Raw genomic sequence first — 19,783 nt, forward strand, 5'->3', positions numbered from 1 at the left:
GGGTTTTCTGCGGCGAAAGTCGCTGTGACCTTGGTGTTATTTGTTGATAAATAGTTGAAATTATTGGGAAAAAATTGTCTACCAAGGTCTAGTGTGTGGCCCCCCCATGCTTGGGTTTAAGCTGAAACGGACTAGCCATGACTCGTCCGCAGCGTACCCGTGTCGTATGAGGCAGCCCGAGGCGTGTCGCCCGCCAACTTCCAGAGGTCGAACAACAATGAGCGAAGATGCCAAGGTCCACCCGGTCAAGCCTGATGTTGCCGCCCGTGCATGGGTAGATCGTGAGCGCTATCAGGCCATGTATCAGCAGTCTGTCGAGGCACCCGAGGATTTCTGGGCCGAGCAGGCGCAGTCGCTGGACTGGTTCAAGGCGCCCTCGGTGATACGCAGTACCGACTTCGGCCCTGAGAATGTCGATGTGCGCTGGTTCGAGGATGGTCAGCTCAACGTGGCCCACAACTGTCTGGATCGTCATCTCGAGGAGCGTGGCGACCAGGTGGCGATCATCTGGGAAGGGGATGACCCCAGCGAGTCCCAGTCGATCACCTATCGCGAGCTGCATGCGCGCGTCAGCCAGTTCGCCAATGGCCTCAAGGAACTGGGTGTGGGGCGTGGTGACGTGGTCACCCTGTACATGCCGATGATCCCCGAAGCGGCCATGGCGATGCTGGCCTGTACCCGTATCGGTGCGGTGCACTCGGTGGTCTTCGGGGGCTTCTCGCCGGACGCGCTGGCAGGACGGATCGCCGATTCCAGCTCGCGTATCGTGATCACCGCCGATGAATCGCTGCGCGGTGGCAAGCGAGTGCCGCTCAAGGAGAATGTCGACGATGCGCTGGAGCGCGATGGCACCGACTGCGTCGACCACGTGCTGGTGGTGCGGCGTACCGGAGGTGACGTGCACTGGGGGAGTCGTGATCTGTGGTTCCACGAGCTGGTCGACCGTCAGTCCAGCGACTGCCCGGCAGAAGCGATGGGCGCGGAAGACCCGCTGTTCATTCTCTACACCTCCGGCTCCACCGGCACGCCCAAGGGGCTGAAGCACACCACGGGCGGCTATCTGCTCTATGCGGCCATGACCCACCGTTACGTCTTCGACTACCACGATGGCGACATCTACTGGTGCACGGCGGATGTCGGCTGGGTGACAGGGCACAGCTACATCGTCTATGGACCGCTGGCCAACGGCGCGACCACGCTGATGTTCGAGGGGGTGCCCAGCTATCCGACTTACGGGCGCATGGGGGAGATCGTCGACAAGCATCAGGTCAATATTCTCTACACGGCCCCGACTGCCGTGCGCGCGCTGATGGCACACGGTGATGGCGTGATGGACTCCAGTTCCCGCGACAGCCTGCGCCTGCTCGGCTCGGTGGGTGAGCCGATCAATCCTGAGGCCTGGGAGTGGTTCCACCGCGTGATCGGCAAGGGCAACTGTCCGCTGGTGGATACCTGGTGGCAGACCGAGACCGGCGGCATCATGATCGCGCCGCTGCCGGGTGCCACGGATCTCAAGCCGGGTTCCGCCACCTTGCCGTTCTTCGGCGTGCAGCCGGCGCTGGTCGACAACGAGGGCAACATTCTCGAGGGAGCCACCGAAGGCAATCTGGTGATTCTCGACAGCTGGCCCGGGCAGGCTCGCTCCATCTGGGGCAACCATGAACGTTACGTGCAGACCTATTTCTCCACCTATGCCGGCATGTACTTCACCGGCGATGGCTGCCGCCGTGACGAGGATGGGTATTACTGGATCACCGGACGCGTCGACGACGTGCTCAACGTTTCCGGGCACCGCATGGGCACGGCCGAGATCGAGTCATCGCTGGTCGCGCATGAGGCGGTCGCCGAAGCCGCGGTGGTCGGTTATCCCCACGACATCAAGGGGCAGGGGATCTACATCTACGTGACGCTCAATGATGGCATCGAGCCAAGCGATGAGCTCAAGAAGACCCTGACCCAGTGGGTGCGCAAGGACATCGGGCCGATCGCGTCACCTGATGTCATCCAGTGGGCACCGGGACTGCCCAAGACGCGTTCCGGCAAGATCATGCGGCGTATCCTGCGCAAGATCGCCGCCAACGAGACCGACGGTCTTGGGGATACCTCGACGCTGGCGGACCCGACGGTGGTGGATGATCTGATCGAGCATCGCGCCAACCGCTGAACTCGTCGGATGGCGGCCATGCAGGCCTGACGAGACATGTCGCGACATCGAAGCGCGGGAGCCTGGCTCCCGCGCTTTTTTCGTGTGCGTCCGGGTCATGCGCTCCTGTTTCGTGGGTGCCTGTTTCGTGAGTGCCTATCTCGTGCACACCCTGGCCGTGTCTGAAGCAGGAAAGGTTGGCCATCGATGAGCGGCAGGCTTGATAATGATGCGACAACCCGCATGCGACAGGTGGGCCTGATGGCCTCCCTGAGCATTTCCTCATTCACTTCATGATCAAGGCAGCCCCCATGTCAGCAGGCAAGTCGGATGCATCCTGCGCCACGTCTCAGCCCGCCACTTCCTCACAGGTTTCATCATCGTCATCCACCGAGGGCGAGAACCGTCCACGCGCTGTCGTGCTGATGTGCCTGTCGGCGATCTCCTTCGCGTTGATGGGCGCGATGGTCAAGTTGAGCGGTGACTTGCCGCTGTTCGAGAAGGTCTTCGTGCGCAACCTCGTAAGCCTGGTGGTTGCCGTCGTGATGGTTCGCATGGCGGGCGCTCGTCTGCTGGGACACTGGCACCATCAGCCGTTGCTGCTGGCGCGCTCGCTGATCGGGCTTGGCGGCGTGATGAGCTTTTTCTACGCCATCGATCACCTGCTGCTTGCGGATGCGACTATCCTAAACAAGCTGTCGCCGTTTTTCGTGATGCTGTTTGCCGGCATGTTTCTGGCAGAGCGCCTGGGCGGCTGGCGGCTGGTAGGCATGCTGATTGCCTTCGTGGGGGCGACTCTGGTCATCAAGCCGCAGCTGGCGTTCGCCGAGGGAGGTGTGGAGGCACTGTTTCCGGCGCTGGTCGGATTGGGCTCGGCCATGTTGGCCGGTGCTGCCTACACACTGATTCGGGCGCTGCGAGGGCGTGAGGCTTCCGCGACAATCGTGTTACATTTCTCGCTGGTCTCCAGCATCGTCACCCTGGTGCCGATGCTGATGAATCCGGTGATGCCCAGTGCGCCACAGGCACTGGCCCTGTTGGGGATCGGGGTCTTCGCGGCCGGTGGCCAGATCCTGATGACCACGGCCTATCGGCTGGCGCCCGCGGGGGAAGTGTCGATCTATTCCTATCTCACCATCGTGTTCTCCGCATTGGCCGGCTGGGCGATCTGGGGGGAAGTGCCGGACGCTGCCAGCCTCATGGGTTTCCTGCTGATTGCCGGTGTGGCACTGGTCGGTTGGCATGCGAGTCGCGTTGCGGTTAGGGTGGTCTGACTCTCCATCCGCAGGATGCTGTCAGAATTCACTTGTGCATTGTCCACTCATCATTGGGCAATCCGTGCGATACTCGTGTTCCCCGAGCGAAACATCAGTATGTCTCCCGATGGTGGGCTGCTTTGTTAAACGCGCGTTCCATGGGGTAACATGCCAGAAAATAACGGCGATCATTGACCGGCCAGGAAGGTCGGTGATGATCACCATCGGGGTTTTGGAGGAGACTCAATGGCCTTTGCCCAGAAGTTCATCGTTGCAGACGATCATCCGCTCTTTCGTGCCGCACTGACGCAGGCACTCAGGCAAGTGGCCTCACAGGCAGAGATTGTCGAAGCCGACAGCATGGACGCGACCAACGATATCGTTGCCCGCCACCCCGATGCTGATCTGATCCTGCTGGACCTGCACATGCCGGGAGCCCATGGCTTCTCAGGCCTGATCCAGCTGCGTGGTCAGACGCCGGATATCCCGGTCGCCGTCGTATCCGGTAGCGAGGAGCCCTACGTGGTGCGCCGTGCCATCGATTATGGCGCTTCCGGTTTCATCCCCAAGTCCGCAAGTCTGGATGTGATCGCCGAGGCGATCGGCGAGATTCTCGAAGGCGAAGTCTGGCTGCCGACGGACATCGCCGAAGCCATGGGCGAGTCCAGCGAAGATGAGTCCCGCTTTGCCGAAGCGATCGCCTCGCTGACGCCACAGCAGTTCCGCGTGCTCAACATGCTGACGGAAGGCCTGCTCAACAAGCAGATCGCCTATGAGCTGAATGTGTCCGAGGCCACCATCAAGGCGCACGTGACCGCCATTCTGCGCAAGCTTGGCGTACATTCCCGCACCCAGGCCGTCATCGCGGCGCAGCGTCTGGAAGTCGAGCCGCCGAAGGTTCGCTCCTGAAGTGGCTGTGATTGACGGGATGATGCATCCCGTTCGATGAGCATGATCCTGCTTCGGAAAGACAAAAGCCCGCCCTGTCACTGACAGGGCGGGCTTTTTGCGGATACAGCGCCTGCTCGTTCACAGGCGCTGCGCGATTCACCCGCGATCAGCCATCGCCGTTCTCCGGTGCTCCGCCTGTCTCATCCGAGGTACCGCTGGCATGCTTCTCGGCACGATTGGCCTGCAGGGTACGCGTCAGCAGTGCGCGCAGCGCCGCCGGACGCACCGGCTTGAGCAGCAGGTGATAGCCGGCACGGCGTACCTCCTCGGCGACTTCGTCAGTGCGATCCGCGGTGATGACGATGCCGGGCACGGAGCCTGCCAGGCGTTCATCCAGAGCATCCAGCGCCATCAGTCCGGTCACTTCATTGTCGAGGTGATAATCGGCGAGGATGGCATCCGGATCACCATCCAGATTGCGAATCACGGATTTGGCACCACCGATGGACGTGGCGGTGAAGACTTCGCAGCCCCAGCCGGACAGCATCGCCTTCATGCCTTCCAGAATCAGGCTCTCGTTGTCGATGCACAGCACGCGGGTGCCGGTCAGCTTGTTGCCGGCGCGCTTGCGGGCCGGGACGGCATCCGGCTGTTCAGCGGCCGGCAGTGTCTTGCTGATCGGGACGCTGACCGCGAAGACCGTCCCCACACCGACCCAGCTGCGCACCGTGATCGGGTGATCGAGCACGCGACTCATGCGCTCGGCGATCGACAGGCCCAGCCCCAGCCCCTTCTCGCTCTCCTTGTGACGCTCGCTCTGATCGAGACGCCGGAATTCCTGGAAGATCTCGGTCAGCTTGGACTCGGGGATGCCGGGGCCGGTGTCCCAGACTTCGATGCGAATGCGATCCCCCAGGCGGCGACAGCCCAGCAGCACGTGGCCCTGACGGGTGTAGCGCACGGCGTTGGAGAGGAAGTTCTGCACGATGCGCCGCAGCATCTGGCCGTCAGAATCCACCGCCAGCTGAGTCATCACCACCTTCAGGTCCAGCCCTCGGTCTTCCGCCATCACCTCGAACTCGGCCTTCAGCGGCTTGAGAATATCCGACAGGCGGAACACGCTGCGACGTGGCGCCAGCGCGCCGGCATCGAGCTTGGAGATGTCGAGCAGGGTGCTGAGCAGCTCCTCGGCGGCCTGCAGCGAGTTGTCGATGTGATTGGTGGTGGTCTTCATCTCGCCTTCCACCTGCTGGGCGAGAGCGGAGGTGAACAGGCGCGCGGCATTCAGGGGTTGCAAAAGGTCATGACTGGCCGCGGCCAGAAAGCGCGTCTTGGAGGCGTTGGCATCCTCGGCCAGCTGCTTGGCCTGACGCAGTGCCTGCTCGGCTTCCGCACGTACACGGTTCTCGGTACGCAATGCCTCGTTGACCTGTGACAGCTCCTGGGTACGCACGCGAACGCGTTCTTCCAGATTCTCGTTGGTTTCCTTGAGGGCAATCTCGGCCAGGCGGCGTTCGGTGATGTCCTGATAGAGCGCGAAGAAGCCGAGGATGTTGCCCTTGCCGCTGAAGTGCGGCGTATAGGTCACCAGCATGTAACGCACACCGCCCTCGGGGGCTTCCAGCGAGATCTCGAAGGAAACGCGTTCCCCCGCCAGGGCGCGCGTCATCCAGGGGGCGCGCTGGCGATAGATGTCTTCAGGCATCGCCGCCTCGGCCGGCTCGCCGATGACGGCGGTACGGTCGATGCCCATCACCGCTTCATAGGCGCGGTTGGTGAAGAGGTAACGACACTCCTTGTCGAAGTAGGCGATCAGCGCCGGCACGTTGTCGGTGTAGATGCGGATATTGTTTTCCGAGCGGATCAACGCCTCTTCGGTGCGCTTCTGCTGGGTGATGTCCTGGTAGGTATAGACGAAGCCGCCGCCGGGCATCGGGTTGCCCTGGATCTCCATCACGGTGCCGTCCTGGCGATAGCGCACGTAGCGATGCGGCTCGCCGTCACGGATGGCGTCCAGCAGCTGATCGACATGCTCTTCCGGGTCGCCCGGGCCATATTCACCATTGTGCGCGTTGTAACGGAAGATGCGATCGATCGGGGCGCCGACACGGATCAGGTTGTCAGGGAAGCGGAACATGTCCAGATAGCGCTGATTCCACACCACCAGGCGCATGTGCTGGTCGACCACGCTGATGCCCTGGTGGATGTTCTCGATGGTGGCCTGCAGCAGGGCGCGGTTGAATTCCAGCACCTGTGAGGCTTCATCGACGATGGAGATGACATCCGAGATACCGATGCCGCGTCCCTGCAGGGCGGAGTTGACCACGATCCGCGCCGAGGAGGCACCGAGCACGGAAGCCAGGAAGCGCTCGGTGAACTGTATCAGGTCGATTGACGCGCGCCCGTGGAGTTCCAGCGGCTGGCCGCTGCGGCGTGCGTAATCTTCGAAGGCGCGTTCGACCTGCTCATGGCTCAGGAAGCGCTCACAGAGTACGCGCAGGTCCGAGACGGAGGTAGAGCCGGTCCACGGGCGCGAGACGCTGGTCTGACGCGTCTCGACGCTATCGACGAACAAGGATGCCTGGATGCGCTCGACCACGCGTTGCGGCGTCATCTGCGAGACGAAGATATAGCCGAACAGGTTGAGGCCGAGAGACAGCATCACGCCGTGGGTCAGCGGGTCACTGAAGCGGAAGCCGAACAGGCCATGCGGCGAGAGCCAGTCGATGCCGAGCGGACCGTAATTGACCATGTCGGCGGGCATCAGGCCTGCCTGGGCCAGTGCCGGAACCAGCAGGGTCCAGGCCCAGACGGCGAAGCCGAGGTTGAGGCCGACGATGACCCCCAGGCGATTGCCACGCTTCCAGTAGAGCCCGCCCAGCAGAGAGGGCGCGAACTGGGCCACGGCGGCGAATGACAGCAGCCCGATGGCTGACAGCGTGCTGTATTCGGCGATCAGCAGATAGAAGCCGTAGGCCAGGCCGAGAATCATCACGATGGTCAGGCGGCGGGCCAGCAGCACGATATGACTGTAGTCGCGGGCTTCGGTATCGAACCAGCGCAAACGGAACAGCAGCGGGATGACGATCTCGTTGGAGATCATGATCGAGACCGCGACCGCCGCGACGATGACCATGCCGGTCGCGGCCGAGAAGCCCCCGATGAAGGTCAGCAGGGTCAACCAGGTCTGATCTGCCGCCATCGGCAGTGCCAGCACGAAGCTGTCCGGTGATACCGAGCCATCCGGGAACATCGTCAGGCCGGCGGCGGCGATGGGCAGCACGAAGAAGGAGATGGCGATCAGATAGATCGGGAACAGCCAGCGGGCGCGGCGGGCATCCGAGTGGTGGGTGTTCTCGACCACCGCGACATGGAACTGGCGCGGCAGGCAGAAGATGGCCAGCATCGCCAGCAATGTCTGGGCCCAGAAGCCGGAGCCGAAGGTCTGGTTCTCGAGCTGTTGCTGGAGCTCCAGATAGGTGTCCGCCTTGGTGAAAAGATCCCCCAGGCCATTGAACATGCCCCAGGTGACATAGGCGCCCAGCGTCAAAAAGGCGATCAGCTTGACCAGAGATTCGAAGGCGATGGCCTGCAACAGGCCGACATGGTGCTCGGTGGCATCGGTATGCCGCGTGCCGAACAGGATGGCGAATATCGCCATCACCGCCGCGACATAGAAGGCGGTATCCCCCAGCCAGGCAGTGCGCGTGACGTCACTGGTGTCGGTCAGTACCTGATAGGCACTCGACACCGCCTTCAGCTGCAGGGCGATGTAGGGCAGGGTGCCGACCAGTGCCACCAGCGAGGCAAACACGGCCAGTGACTGCGTCTTGCCGTAGCGCGAGGCGATGAAATCGGCGATCGAGGTGATGTTCTGTCGCTTGGCGACGCGAATCATCTTCAAGAGGATCGGCCAGAACAGCAGACAGGTCAGGATCGGCCCGATGAAGATGCTCAGGTAGCTCCAGCCACTGGTCGCGGCCTGGCCGACACTGCCGTAAAAGGTCCAGCTGGTGCAGTAGACCGCAAGCCCCAGACTGTAGACTGCCGGTCGGCGACTGGCCGACCCGTGCTTCTTGGCGTTGCGATCCCCTCGCCACGCAATCATGAACAGTACCGCGATATAGCCCAGCGCCACTGCGATTAGCCACCACCCCTGGAACATGTTGCTCTCCTCTCTGGAAGCGCCATTCTACGCAGGCCCGGCCATGAGTCCCAAGCCTTGCAGGCCGCTCGGGGCTTCCTCCTGGCCATCAGACGACAAGATGTCCGCTCTCGCTCGTCCGTTCTCACCCGGCCTGAGGTGTCTCCGGCAGAAAATTGCGCCGCTTTCTTTCAGTGACATGACGAAAGAGCGGGGCCGTCTCGCCGTCATTTCCGACGCGTCATGAGAGTGTTTCGTTACTCATTTGGCCAATAGACCAAGGGAGTGCGTCTTTAGTTTATCTTTCAAGTATCTGTTATTTAAGGAATTGATGAGAGGCGTCATGAGGTCTTCAAGCGGATGCTCATGCTCTCGACTAAAGTCAGCCTGCGATGAGCTGGCCCCTTGGCTACTGTCAGAAGCGAGTCGCCAAGTTTCCTGATAAGCAACGCAAGACGCAGGGAATATCACTCACTCCATGAGGACGAATGATTCAGTCAATGGAGACCATTCATCGGTTCATCGCCGATGGGTCTCTCGCCAATCACAATAACAATGCGAGAACTCCGTCATGAAGGAAGAGAATGCCAAGGCGTATTGGGCCGCCAATATCAGACTGATCATGGGGTATCTCGTGATCTGGTTTGTCGTGTCCTATGGATGCGGAATCCTGTTGGTGGATGTCCTCAACAATATCCAGTTCTTCGGTTTCAAACTCGGTTTCTGGTTTGCTCAGCAAGGGGCGATCTATTTCTTCCTCGCGCTGATCATCTTGTACGCCCGTTCGATGAACAAGCTGGATGAACGCTTCGACCTCCACGAGCAATGAGCGGTGTTGAACCGCTTCCGTGGGCAGGTCTGCGATGAATTCCAGCGACGGCTCTGCAGGAAAGGAACAGGACTGAGCGTTTCATCTCTCACGACAACAAGATGATCGATATCGCCAAGGACAACGCCAATGGATGTTCAATTACTGACGTACCTTTTCGTGGGCGCCTCGTTCGCGCTCTACATCGGCATTGCGGTGTGGTCGCGTGCCGGCTCTACCAAGGAATTCTACGTGGCGGGCGGAGGGGTCCACCCCATCGCCAACGGGGCCGCCACCGCTGCGGATTGGATGTCTGCCGCCTCCTTCATCTCCATGGCGGGCATCATCGCCTATGTGGGCTATGACGCCTCCGTCTATCTGATGGGCTGGACGGGTGGCTATGTGTTGCTGGCGATGTTGCTGGCACCGTATCTGCGCAAGTTCGGCAAGTTCACGGTGCCGGATTTCGTCGGTGACCGTTATTACTCGAGCGTCGCACGTACCGTGGCGGTGGTCTGTGTCATCTTCATTTCCTTCACCTATGTCGCGGGTCAGATGCGCGGCACCGGCATCGTCTTCGCGCGCTTCCTTGAAGTGGACGTGAACGTCGGTGTCGTCATCGGCATGGCGATCGTCTTCTTCTATGCCGTTCTGGGTGGCATGAAGGGGATCACCTATACCCAGGTGGCGCAGTACTGCGTGTTGATCTTCGCCTTCCTGGTACCGGCCGTCTTCCTGTCGATCATGATGACCGGACACGTGCTGCCTCAGACCGGCTTCGGCGGCACGCTGGTGGATGCACAGGGCAACGATACCGGCGTCTATCTGCTGCAGAAGCTGGATCAGGTCGTGACTGACCTCGGCTTCCGCGAGTACACCGAAGGCTCCAAATCCACCATCGATGTCTTCTTCATCACGGCGGCACTGATGTGCGGGACCGCGGGTCTGCCGCACGTCATCGTGCGCTTCTTCACGGTACCGACCGTCAGGGATGCACGTATCTCCGCTGGCTGGGCGCTGTTCTTCATCGCACTGCTCTACACCACTGCGCCGGCCGTGGGTGCCTTTGCGCGGGTGAATCTGGTCGAGACCGTCAACGAGACACCCTATGAGGAACTGCCGGGCTGGTTCTACAACTGGGAGAACACCGGTCTGATCGGCTGGGTCGACAAGAATGGCGACGGCATCATCCAGATGCGCGGCGGTGACCCCTTCGCGGGCAAGCCGAGCTATGAAGGCGACGCCGACAGCCAGGCCGCTCGTGGTGAGTATGGTCAGCGTCTGGTGAGCAACACGCCCACCGACAACGAGAGCGAGGTCTACATCGACCGCGACATCATCGTGCTGGCCAACCCGGAAATCGGCAATCTGCCGGCATGGGTCATCGCGCTGGTGGCGGCAGGTGGCGTGGCGGCGGCGCTCTCGACGGCAGCGGGGCTGTTGCTGGTCATCTCCTCGGCCATCTCGCATGACCTGCTCAAGAAGACCTTCAAGCCAGACATCACCGAGAAACAGGAGTTGATGGCAGCTCGCATGGCGGCAGCGGTGGCCATCGTGATCGCCGGTTACTTCGGCATCAATCCGCCAGGCTTCGTGGCGCAGGTGGTGGCCTTTGCCTTCGGTCTCGCGGCCTCGAGCTTCTTCCCGGTCATCCTGCTGGGGATCTTCTCCAAGCGCATGAACAAGGAAGGCGCCATCGCGGGCATGCTGGTCGGGCTGGTGTTCACCTTCAGCTACATCGTCTACTTCAAGTTCATCTCGCCGGAGCTCAACACGGCGGAGTACTGGCTGCTGGGCGTGTCGCCGGAGGGGATCGGCTCGCTGGGCATGGTGCTCAACTTCGTCGTCGCGGTCGTCGTCTGCAAGGTGACACCGCCGCCGCCCGAGCACATCCAGCATATCGTCGAGGACATCCGCGTGCCGCGCGGGGCAGGAACGGCAGTGGATCACTGATCCCTGACGACAGCGCCTGGCCCGCTTGACCTCTCGGTCTGCGGGTCAGGCCCTACATATCCCGAGGCCCCGTCGTGCATTCGCAGGCGGGGCCTCATGGCTTGATGATCCGTGCCCTTCGGGGCGGGGAGCCAGTGGAGTCGTGTCATGCAAGCCACATTAGTCGAAATTCCGTTCGGCGAGCCGCCGTTCAGCCTGCTGGATGAGCGCAGCCGGGCACGCCTGGCCGAGAACGTCGACCTGCAGTACTTCGCGGCCCTGGAGCAACCGCTGATACCGGGAGCGGTGGGAGAGGCGCTCTTCATCATCCACAAGGGCGAGGTGGTCGAGCTGGCGGCAGAAACGCCATTGCCGGACACCGCCACCCTGGAGCAGGCGCGACGTGAGGGTCACGACGCCTGGCTGAGTCTGCGCATCGGGCATTACAGCAAGGGAGATCTGTTCGGGGCCTTGACCCTGCTCAACGGCGAATGCCGGACACGCTTCGTCTGCGAGCAGGAAACGCTCTGCTATCAATTGCCGGCCGACCACTTCCATCAGCTGTGTGAAGACAATCCCGGGTTCGAGGAGTATTTCCAGCACAGCCTGCGTGACAAGGCCCGGCTGCTCGCGGCGTATCGGGACACCCGACTCGGCAGCAGCCGGGACCAGACAGGCTTCATGCTGGCGAGGGTGATGGATTGCATGCGTCCGCCACTGGTGATGCCAGCCAGCAGCAGCATCGAGGCAGGCGTGAAGGCCATGGGAGAGGCTGGTGCTGACAGTCTGATCATCGAGGTACAGGGCCGTTGTGGCGTGGTCACGCGCACCGATCTGCTCAACGCACTGGTGCTGGAGGGACTCCCTGCCACGCATCGTCTCGCCCCTCTGGGCACCTTCGCGCTGGTGGCGGTCACCGCCGAGGATTATCTGTTTCAGGCACTGGTCCAGATGACGCGTCATCGGGTCGCCCGCGTGGTGGTGCAGGAATCGCTCGCTGCCGATGCCAAGGTGGTCGGAGTCATCGAGCTGACCGATGTGCTGGGCTTCTTCTCCAATCGTAGCCAGCTGGTCAGTCTCGAGATCGAGCGCGCGGCGGATCTGGAGGCGCTGGCGCTGGCCAGTGCTCGCCTGCCGGAGCTGGTCCGCGCGCTGGTTCTCCAGGGCGCGCATCTGCGCCATGCCATGGCACTGCTCAGCGCCCTCAATGGGCGTCTGATCGAGCGCACCTTCGCCCTGCTGGTGGAAGAGCAGCACCGAGTCTCCTGCTGTCTGATGCTGATGGGCAGTGAGGGGCGTGGCGAGCAGATGCTCAAGACCGACCAGGACAACGGGCTGATTCTCGCTGATGGACATCAATGGCCAGACTGCAGCGACGCCATGCAGACCTTCAGCGCTACCCTGGCACGCCTCGGCTATCCACCGTGTCCGGGCAACATCATGGTCTCCAATCCAGAGTGGGTCGCGACCGAATCCCGCTGGCGCGGCAAGGTGGCGCGCTGGTGTGCCGGACGCGATGGGGAGGCGCTGATGAATCTGGCCATCGTCTTCGATGCACGCGCCAGCGGTGGCAATGCCGAGCTGGTCGACAGTCTGCGCGGACACCTGGTGCAGCATGCCCGACGTGATGAATTGCTGCTGTCGCACTTCGCGCGCCCGGCATTGCGGTTCTCGACGCCGTTGACGCTGTTCGGCTCACTGCGCTCACCCCGCCATGGCATCGACATCAAGAAGGGCGGCATCTTTCCCATCGTGCATGGGGTACGCACCATGGCGCTGGAGCGTGGCGTGATGGCGACCGGCACCTTTGCGCGTCTTGAGGCGCTGGTAGAGGAGGGGCGTATCGAGGCCAGCGACAGCGAAGATCTGTCTGAGGCCCTGTCGCTGTTCTCCGAACTGCGTCTGCGTCAGCAGTTGCGGCATCTCGAGGAGGCGCCGGCCAACGCTGGCAGATACGCTGAGCAAGAGCTGTCCGAGGCACGGGGTAACGCCAGCACCGCCAGTGCCAATCTCATCATCACCCAGTCGTTGTCTTCGCTGGAGCGGGACCTGCTGCGCGATGCCTTGAGTCGGGTCAAGGATTTCAAGCAGCGCCTGACCCATCGTTATCACCTGGATTACTGACGCGCGGCCGAGCGCCGCAAGGAGATGGCATGTTCCAGCAGCTACGTCGTGCGGCAGACCGCCGCCGCCATGGGCATGGCGAGTTTGCCGAGCTGTTCAGACCCTGGCACGCCAGTGAGCATGAGGGAGAGCGGGTGGCACTGGATTGCGAGACCACCAGTCTCGATGTCGAGCGTGCCGAGCTGGTCTCGCTGGCGGCGGTACGTTTCGATGCGCGCCGGGTGAGGACGGCCAGCGCGCTGTCGTTGCAGCTCCAGTGTCCGGAAGGCCTGCGCGGTGACTCCATCCGGATTCATCGCCTGCGCGGAATCGACCTGCATGGTGGCGAGGCGCTCGGCGACGCCTTGCACCAGTTGCTGGCCTTCATCGGCAATCGCCCGCTGGTGGGGTGGTGCATCGATTTTGATGTCGCGGTGATCAATCGCCACCTGCGGCCACGTTTCGGCTTCGACCTGCCCAATCTGCGTCATGATCTCGCGCGCGACTACCTGAAGCGCTGTCGTCACGCTCAGCCCGAGGCCGCGCCGGACCTGCGCTTCGAGGCCATGGCCGAGGCGCTGCAGGTGCCGGTGATCGGGCGGCACACTGCGCTGGGGGATGCCGTGACCAGCGCCATGATGGCGCAGCGCCTGATGCTGCCGGTCACTCAAGTCTTGCCACGTCACGATGCCTGTTCAGGCTCATGAGCCTGAACCACCTGGTCCATGCGTCGCCCGGGCGACGAGCCTGTGGTTGATGACCCTGTGGTTGATGGCCCTGCGATTGATGGCCCTGTCGTTGTTAAACCTCTTGGCTAATAAACCAAGGTCTGTTGCCGGAATGTCCAATGGCAAGACATCACCCGCTTGGCCACACTGGCCCCATACGACGACGCCATGCTGCTTTTCCTCATCGTGACAGGCATGCGCGAGCCCTTGTCGAACCGGATTACACGCCAGTGCAGTACCGACCAGCAACACGGTCAGCCATGCAGGATGCATTACCGAGCAGCTTGATAATCATAACGGGGTAGCGACAGCGTGCAGAGGTCATGATCGACGAAGACCTGCTGTCAGCCAGCCCCAGTCAGGCCCGAGGGATGTGAACGCTTCGCCCTGCGCGATGACGGATGCACTCTCGGGATCGCCATCACTACGCCAGGTGATGGCACCGGGCCTTGGGCACCTGCCTGAGGCCCGGTTTCAGATTGGGCACCACGCGCTGTTGCCTTTCTTGCCTATTCAGGGTTCTTGCCCACGAGGTGCGACATGCTGATCGCGACCAACACGTTATTGATCATTGGCCTTGCCATCGTTCTGTTTGCCTATTCCCTCTACATCCGTCGTACCCAGGATGTCCGGGGAGTACTGATGTTCTGGTCTCGCAAGCTGGCGCTCACCGCGCTCGAATTCCGACTGCAGCGCTTCGGCATCATGGTGATGCTGGGCGGAGTGGTCATCCGCTATCTGGAAGTCCTGCGGCTGTTCTGATCGCTTCCCGTCATCTGCACGAATCCCCCCACGCCCGCTGACTGCGGGCGTCTTGCGTATTGCGGCAGGCCGTCCGCCTCTGTGACGTGACACTGGCCGATGCTAGACTGTGTGCCCTCCCAAACTGCCTGTCTGATGCCCCATGTTCACACCTGAAACTGACGCCACCTCCCGCACGCATGACGCAGCGGATGCCAAGCATGAGCTGAACAAGCTGCAGAAGCGGCTGCGCCGCAATGTCGGCACCGCCATCACGGATTACGGCATGATCCGCGATGGCGACAAGGTGATGGTGTGCCTGTCAGGTGGCAAGGACTCCTACACCATGCTGGACATCCTGATGAACCTGCAGCGCAATGCGCCGGTCCAGTTCAGTCTGGTAGCGGTGAATCTGGATCAGAAACAGCCCGGTTTCCCGGAGCACGTGCTGCCGGCATGGCTTGAGTCAGTGGGCGTGGAGTACCACATTCTCGAGCGTGACACCTATTCCATCGTCAAGGAGAAGGTGCCCGAGGGCAAGACGACCTGCGGGCTGTGTTCACGCTTGCGGCGTGGCTCGCTGTACGGCTTTGCCACCGAGATAGGGGCGACCAAGATCGCCCTTGGCCATCACCGCGATGACATTCTCGAGACGCTGTTTTTGAACATGTTCTTCGGTGGCAAGCTCAAGACGATGCCGCCCAAGCTGCTGTCGGATGATCAGCGGCATATCGTCATTCGTCCGCTGGCCTATTGCCGCGAATCGGACATCGAAGCCTATTCCACGGCGCGTCAGTTCCCGATCATTCCCTGCAACCTGTGTGGCTCCCAGGAGAACCTGCAGCGTCAGGTGGTCAAGGAGATGCTGCAGGACTGGGAGACGCAGCATCCCGGGCGTCTCGAGACCATGTTCCGTGCCGTCACTTCCGTGGCACCCTCGCACCTGGCGGACCGTGAGCTGTTCGACTTCGCGGGGCTGGATGACAAGCGCGATCGCTTCCAGGCCACGCGTATCGATGCGCTGGACATGGACTCGGAGCAGGCCGGCATGGCAGAAGACCTCTTCGAAGCCGAGCGCCGTGTTCAGACTGCCTCCGAGACTGCGGCCTCATTGGGCCGGGAGCTCTAAGCCCGGATCCTGCTGACATCCGCGAATCCCCGACGCCATCTCGCCTGTCGCGAGATGGCGTTATACGTTTCAGGGCCGGTAATCCTCAAATGGCATGACGGGACAGCGCTGGCGTGCGTGAGTGGAACGTCATCGAGAGTTGACGGCCCGCGACCATTGTCGTCTCGCCTGACGGGGCAACTGTCCGCATGCTCTGAGGATGTCGGATGACCCAAGGGCGGGGGGGCGATGATGGACAATGATGTCGATGAACGTGGCAATGGTCAGCAGGGCCAACGTCTGGCGGCGACGGTGCTGCATGGCTTTGATGAATACCGCTCGCGCTTCAAGCAGATTTCCAGCGATGCCAGACGGCGTTTCATCGAGGCCGACTGGCGTGAGGCACAGCAGGCCTCGGCGGCACGCATCAATCTCTATGACGAGAAGGTCGCCGCGACCATGGAGCGTCTGGCGCGCGCCTTCGAGCCTGAGCGTCTGAGCGAATGCACCCTGTGGGGCGAGGCCCGACGCCATTACATGACGCTGATCGATCAGCGCCTGGACTACAAGCTGGCCGAGACCTTCTACAACTCCATCTTCTGCAGTGTCTTTTCCCACCGTCATATCCGGGACGACTGGATGTTCGTGTCATCTTCCCGACAGGCGCCAGCTCGCCACTCCGGGATGAGCATCAGCCACCGTGTGCCGGTCGAGGGTGATTGGGCAGGGGCGCTGGACACGGTATTGAGCGAGGCCCCGCTGGGGATCGCCTTCGAACATCAGGGGCGCGACGTGACATTGGGCGCCGAGATGCTGCTCGAGGTGTTGCCACCCGAGGTGCGTGAGGCCTCCGATGCCACCTTCGAGGTGCTGCGCAGCGTCTTCTATCGCAACAAGGGGGCCTACCTCATCGGACGCATCGAGGGCGGCGGGCAGACGCTGCCGCTGGTGCTGCCGGTACTGCATACCGAACGCGACGGCGTCTATCTCGATACCGTGATCATCGAGCCCGAGGAAGTCTCGATCATCTTCTCCTTCACCCGCGCCTACTTCCAGGTCGAGATCGAGGTGCCCGGTGAGGTGGTGGGCTTCCTGCAGACACTGATGCCCGACAAGCCCATCGGCGAGCTCTACGCTGCCATCGGGTTCTACAAGCACGGCAAGACCGAGCTTTTCCGTGGCCTCAACGACCACGTCGCCAGCCGCACCGACCGATTCATCATCGCGCCGGGCGTGCGAGGCATGGTGATGGCGGTCTTCGTGCTGCCCAGCTATCGACTGGTCTTCAAGCTGATCAAGGATCGCTTTGCGCCCAGCAAGGACATGAGCCGGGACCAGGTGCGCCAGAAGTATCGTCTGGTCAAGCGCCACGACCGCGTCGGCCGTCTGGCGGACACCCAGGAGTTCTCCAATTTCGCCGTCGGACGCGATCATTTCGATCCCGACTGCCTGGCCGAGCTGCTGGAGGTCTGCAGCTCCTCTATCACGCTGCGCGGCAACAAGGTATTGATTCGGCATTGTTATACCGAACGCATGATGACGCCGCTCAATCTCTACCTCGAGCAGTGTGATGAGGATGAGACGCGCGCCGTGCTCAATGACTACGGCAATGCGATCAAGCAGCTGGCCGCGGCCAACATCTTCCCCGGCGACATGCTGCTGAAGAACTTCGGCGTGACCCGTCATGGTCGGGTGGTCTTCTACGATTACGACGAGATCAACTATCTCACCGAGTGCAATTTCCGCGAGATTCCCGAAGCGCTCTACCCTGAGCAGGAGATGGCCAGCGAACCCTGGTATTCCGTGGGACCGAACGACATCTTCCCGGAAGAATTCGGCCCCTTCCTGTTCGCGGATCTTGGGCTGCGCAAGCTGTTCTACGAGCTGCATCCGGAAATCTTCCAGGCCAGCTGGTGGAAGGGGCTGCAGGATGCCATCACGGCGGGACGGGTGATCGATGTCTACCCCTATCGTAACAAGCGACGTTTCGGGGTCGATCGCAGCCAGGACTTCATCGATGACTGAAGGCTTGCGTTTGGACAGGAAGCGCCCCCAGGCTCGGCAATGGGACGTCACGATCAAGTTCACAGCGAGAGAGAGTGTTGGATGAGTGAAGGTTTCAGGGATCCTGGCGCGCGCCATGGTCGGCATCTGGTCGTGCTCAGTGGCGCAGGCATCAGCGCGGAAAGCGGTCTGCGCACCTTCCGTGCGGAAGATGGCCTGTGGGAAGAGCACCGTCTGGAGGAGATCGCCACTCCGCAGGCATTTCGGCGTGATCCGCAGAAGGTGCTGCGCTTCTATGATGATCGCCGTGCCCAGGTCCGGCGGGCCAGGCCCAACGCGGCGCACAAGGCACTGGCAGAACTTGAACAGGCCGGTTTTCGTGTCTCGGTGATTACCCAGAATATCGATGATCTGCACGAGCGCGCCGGCTCGCGCGAGGTCATGCATCTGCATGGCGAGATTCTCAAGGCACGCTCGAGCGTCGACCACGGCTTGCGCTACCCGCTGCCGCGCGGTGGCATTCGGCTGGGAGACCTGTGTGACAAGGGCAGTCAGTTGCGCCCGGACGTGGTGTGGTTCGGTGAGACAGTGCCACTTTACGGCGTCGCCGAAGGCATCGCGGCGGAAGCGGATCTGCTGCTGATCGTGGGGACCTCGCTCAAGGTGATGCCGGCCTCGAATCTCTATGCAGCGGCACCGTTGGATGCCCCCATCGTGCTGGTGGACCCGAATGCCCATGAGCTGGCGGAGCCCGGCGTGCATCCCCTGGCGGAAAGCGCCGGGCAGGCAGTGCCACGTCTTGTGCGCCATTGGTTGTATCAGGGACACCTGGGCCTGCCTGATACGTTATGATGCGCGGCTTCAGGCCTGCCATGGGCGGTGGGCCAGCAATCCCGGAGGCAAGCAACCTTCGGTGACCGGAAATTGAAAGCATGTTTGAGACGCTGAATCGTTTCTTCCCGCTGTGGGCCCTGTTGTTCGCCGGCCTCGCCGTGCTGGCGCCGGCGCCTTTCGTGGCCCTCAAGGATGTCATCCAGCCGCTGCTGGCCCTGATCATGTTCGCCATGGGACTGACGCTGTCGCGTGAGGATTTCATGCGTGTCGCACGTCGCCCGGGGCCCATCGCGCTGGGCCTGCTGCTGCAATACAGCGTGATGCCGCTGGCTGCCTTCCTGATCGCGCGGCTGCTGGGGCTGGACCCCGCGTTGACGGTCGGCATGGTGCTGGTGGGGGCCACTGCAGGAGGAACCTCCTCCAACGTGATGACCTGGCTCGCCGGTGGTCACGTGGCCCTGTCCGTCTCGATGACCATGGCCTCGACACTGCTCTCCATCGTGATGACGCCGCTGTTGACCTGGTGGCTGCTGGGGACGGACATCGACGTGCCGGTGAGCGGCATGCTGCTGAGCATCGCCAAGCTGGTGGTGGCGCCCATCGTACTGGGTGTCATCGTGCATCACTTCGCGCGTGACGCCATCCGCGAGTGGGAATCGGCGCTGGCGAGTCTGGCCATGCTGGCGATCGTGCTGATCATCGCCATCGTGGTGTCGCTCAATGTCGGTCGCCTGGCCACGCTGGGCCCGCTGGTGGCATTGGCCGTCGTGGCGCACAACGCCATCGGCCTGAGCGCCGGCTATGGCCTGTCGCGCCTGTTCGGACTGGATGAGCGTACCTCGCGCACCATCGCCATCGAGGTCGGCATGCAGAACTCCGGACTGGCGGCGTCACTGGCCAGCCAGTTCTTCTCCGCCACGGCGGCGTTGCCGGGAGCGATCTTCTCCATCTGGCACAACGTCTCCGGCTCGTTGCTGGCCGGTTACTGGAAGCGTCGGCCGCCGAAGTTCGTGACCGGCGGCAAGCACCGCTACGAGGTATAGCCGCGACACTCGCTGAGTGAACCACGCTTGGCGACACGAGACGGCAAC

13 protein-coding genes are annotated in these 19,783 nt (G+C 62.1%); 12 read left to right on the forward strand and 1 reads right to left on the reverse strand.

Going from position 1 to position 19,783, the window contains the following annotated elements:
* Positions 1-217 precede the first annotated feature (217 nt).
* The 3 genes from acs to ACZYGA_RS14375 all read left to right on the forward strand — a co-directional run bounded on the left by acs (position 218) and on the right by ACZYGA_RS14375 (position 4,308).
* Positions 218-2,164, forward strand: coding sequence for an acetate--CoA ligase (acs, locus tag ACZYGA_RS14365; protein ID WP_479399451.1), 1,947 nt, complete (start codon positions 218-220; stop codon positions 2,162-2,164).
* Positions 2,165-2,454: 290 nt separating this feature from the next.
* Positions 2,455-3,417, forward strand: a complete 963-nt coding sequence (locus tag ACZYGA_RS14370) for a DMT family transporter (protein WP_240499646.1) — start codon at positions 2,455-2,457, stop codon at positions 3,415-3,417.
* Positions 3,418-3,645: 228 nt separating this feature from the next.
* Positions 3,646-4,308, forward strand: a complete 663-nt coding sequence (locus ACZYGA_RS14375; RefSeq protein WP_077380128.1) for a response regulator — start codon at positions 3,646-3,648, stop codon at positions 4,306-4,308.
* Between the two features lie 148 nt (positions 4,309-4,456).
* Here the strand turns inward: ACZYGA_RS14375 and ACZYGA_RS14380 are convergent, their stop codons facing one another.
* A complete protein-coding gene (locus ACZYGA_RS14380; protein ID WP_077380126.1) occupies positions 4,457-8,455 on the reverse strand; it encodes a hybrid sensor histidine kinase/response regulator in 3,999 nt (1,332 codons plus the stop codon).
* A gap of 550 nt (positions 8,456-9,005) precedes the next feature.
* Between ACZYGA_RS14380 and ACZYGA_RS14385 the strand changes: the two genes are divergently transcribed.
* The 9 genes from ACZYGA_RS14385 (at position 9,006) to ACZYGA_RS14425 (ending at position 19,735) form a co-directional block, all read left to right on the forward strand.
* Positions 9,006-9,263, forward strand: coding sequence for a DUF4212 domain-containing protein (locus ACZYGA_RS14385; protein ID WP_077380124.1), 258 nt, complete (start codon positions 9,006-9,008; stop codon positions 9,261-9,263).
* Between the two features lie 129 nt (positions 9,264-9,392).
* Positions 9,393-11,195 carry a sodium:solute symporter family protein gene (locus tag ACZYGA_RS14390; protein WP_404626617.1) on the forward strand — a complete coding sequence of 601 codons (1,803 nt, stop codon included), beginning with the start codon at positions 9,393-9,395 and terminating at the stop codon, positions 11,193-11,195.
* 147 nt (positions 11,196-11,342) lie between these two features.
* The gene (locus tag ACZYGA_RS14395) at positions 11,343-13,298 is read left to right on the forward strand and encodes a DUF294 nucleotidyltransferase-like domain-containing protein (RefSeq protein ID WP_404626618.1); all 1,956 of its coding nucleotides are present in this window, start codon (positions 11,343-11,345) and stop codon (positions 13,296-13,298) included.
* A gap of 29 nt (positions 13,299-13,327) precedes the next feature.
* Positions 13,328-13,984, forward strand: a complete 657-nt coding sequence (locus ACZYGA_RS14400) for a 3'-5' exonuclease (RefSeq protein WP_404626620.1) — start codon at positions 13,328-13,330, stop codon at positions 13,982-13,984.
* A gap of 561 nt (positions 13,985-14,545) precedes the next feature.
* A complete protein-coding gene (locus ACZYGA_RS14405; RefSeq protein WP_077380116.1) occupies positions 14,546-14,767 on the forward strand; it encodes a hypothetical protein in 222 nt (73 codons plus the stop codon).
* 142 nt (positions 14,768-14,909) lie between these two features.
* A complete protein-coding gene (gene ttcA / locus ACZYGA_RS14410; protein WP_404626622.1) occupies positions 14,910-15,875 on the forward strand; it encodes a tRNA 2-thiocytidine(32) synthetase TtcA in 966 nt (321 codons plus the stop codon).
* Between the two features lie 228 nt (positions 15,876-16,103).
* The gene (gene aceK, locus ACZYGA_RS14415; protein WP_404626623.1) at positions 16,104-17,879 is read left to right on the forward strand and encodes a bifunctional isocitrate dehydrogenase kinase/phosphatase; all 1,776 of its coding nucleotides are present in this window, start codon (positions 16,104-16,106) and stop codon (positions 17,877-17,879) included.
* 81 nt (positions 17,880-17,960) lie between these two features.
* Positions 17,961-18,710, forward strand: coding sequence for an SIR2 family NAD-dependent protein deacylase (locus tag ACZYGA_RS14420; RefSeq protein ID WP_404626625.1), 750 nt, complete (start codon positions 17,961-17,963; stop codon positions 18,708-18,710).
* Positions 18,711-18,790: 80 nt separating this feature from the next.
* Positions 18,791-19,735 (forward strand): bile acid:sodium symporter family protein, encoded by a 945-nt coding sequence (locus ACZYGA_RS14425; protein ID WP_077380107.1) that lies wholly within the window; start codon positions 18,791-18,793, stop codon positions 19,733-19,735.
* Positions 19,736-19,783: the final 48 nt, after the last annotated feature.

The organism is Cobetia sp. BL01, from assembly GCF_056493605.1.

Bases quoted from the DNA above. Each gene is read 5' to 3' on its own strand.
- ACZYGA_RS14370 (WP_240499646.1), top strand. From the start codon at position 2,455: ATGTCAGCAGGCAAGTCGGATGCATCCTGCGCCACGTCTCAGCCCGCC.
- ACZYGA_RS14420 (WP_404626625.1), top strand. From the start codon at position 17,961: ATGAGTGAAGGTTTCAGGGATCCTGGCGCGCGCCATGGTCGGCATCTG.
- ACZYGA_RS14375 (WP_077380128.1), top strand. From the start codon at position 3,646: ATGGCCTTTGCCCAGAAGTTCATCGTTGCAGACGATCATCCGCTCTTT.
- ACZYGA_RS14400 (WP_404626620.1), top strand. From the start codon at position 13,328: ATGTTCCAGCAGCTACGTCGTGCGGCAGACCGCCGCCGCCATGGGCAT.
- ACZYGA_RS14395 (WP_404626618.1), top strand. From the start codon at position 11,343: ATGCAAGCCACATTAGTCGAAATTCCGTTCGGCGAGCCGCCGTTCAGC.
- ttcA (WP_404626622.1), top strand. From the start codon at position 14,910: ATGTTCACACCTGAAACTGACGCCACCTCCCGCACGCATGACGCAGCG.
- ACZYGA_RS14385 (WP_077380124.1), top strand. From the start codon at position 9,006: ATGAAGGAAGAGAATGCCAAGGCGTATTGGGCCGCCAATATCAGACTG.
- ACZYGA_RS14405 (WP_077380116.1), top strand. From the start codon at position 14,546: ATGCTGATCGCGACCAACACGTTATTGATCATTGGCCTTGCCATCGTT.
- ACZYGA_RS14425 (WP_077380107.1), top strand. From the start codon at position 18,791: ATGTTTGAGACGCTGAATCGTTTCTTCCCGCTGTGGGCCCTGTTGTTC.
- aceK (WP_404626623.1), top strand. From the start codon at position 16,104: ATGATGGACAATGATGTCGATGAACGTGGCAATGGTCAGCAGGGCCAA.
- ACZYGA_RS14380 (WP_077380126.1), bottom strand. From the start codon at position 8,455: ATGTTCCAGGGGTGGTGGCTAATCGCAGTGGCGCTGGGCTATATCGCG.
- ACZYGA_RS14390 (WP_404626617.1), top strand. From the start codon at position 9,393: ATGGATGTTCAATTACTGACGTACCTTTTCGTGGGCGCCTCGTTCGCG.
- acs (WP_479399451.1), top strand. From the start codon at position 218: ATGAGCGAAGATGCCAAGGTCCACCCGGTCAAGCCTGATGTTGCCGCC.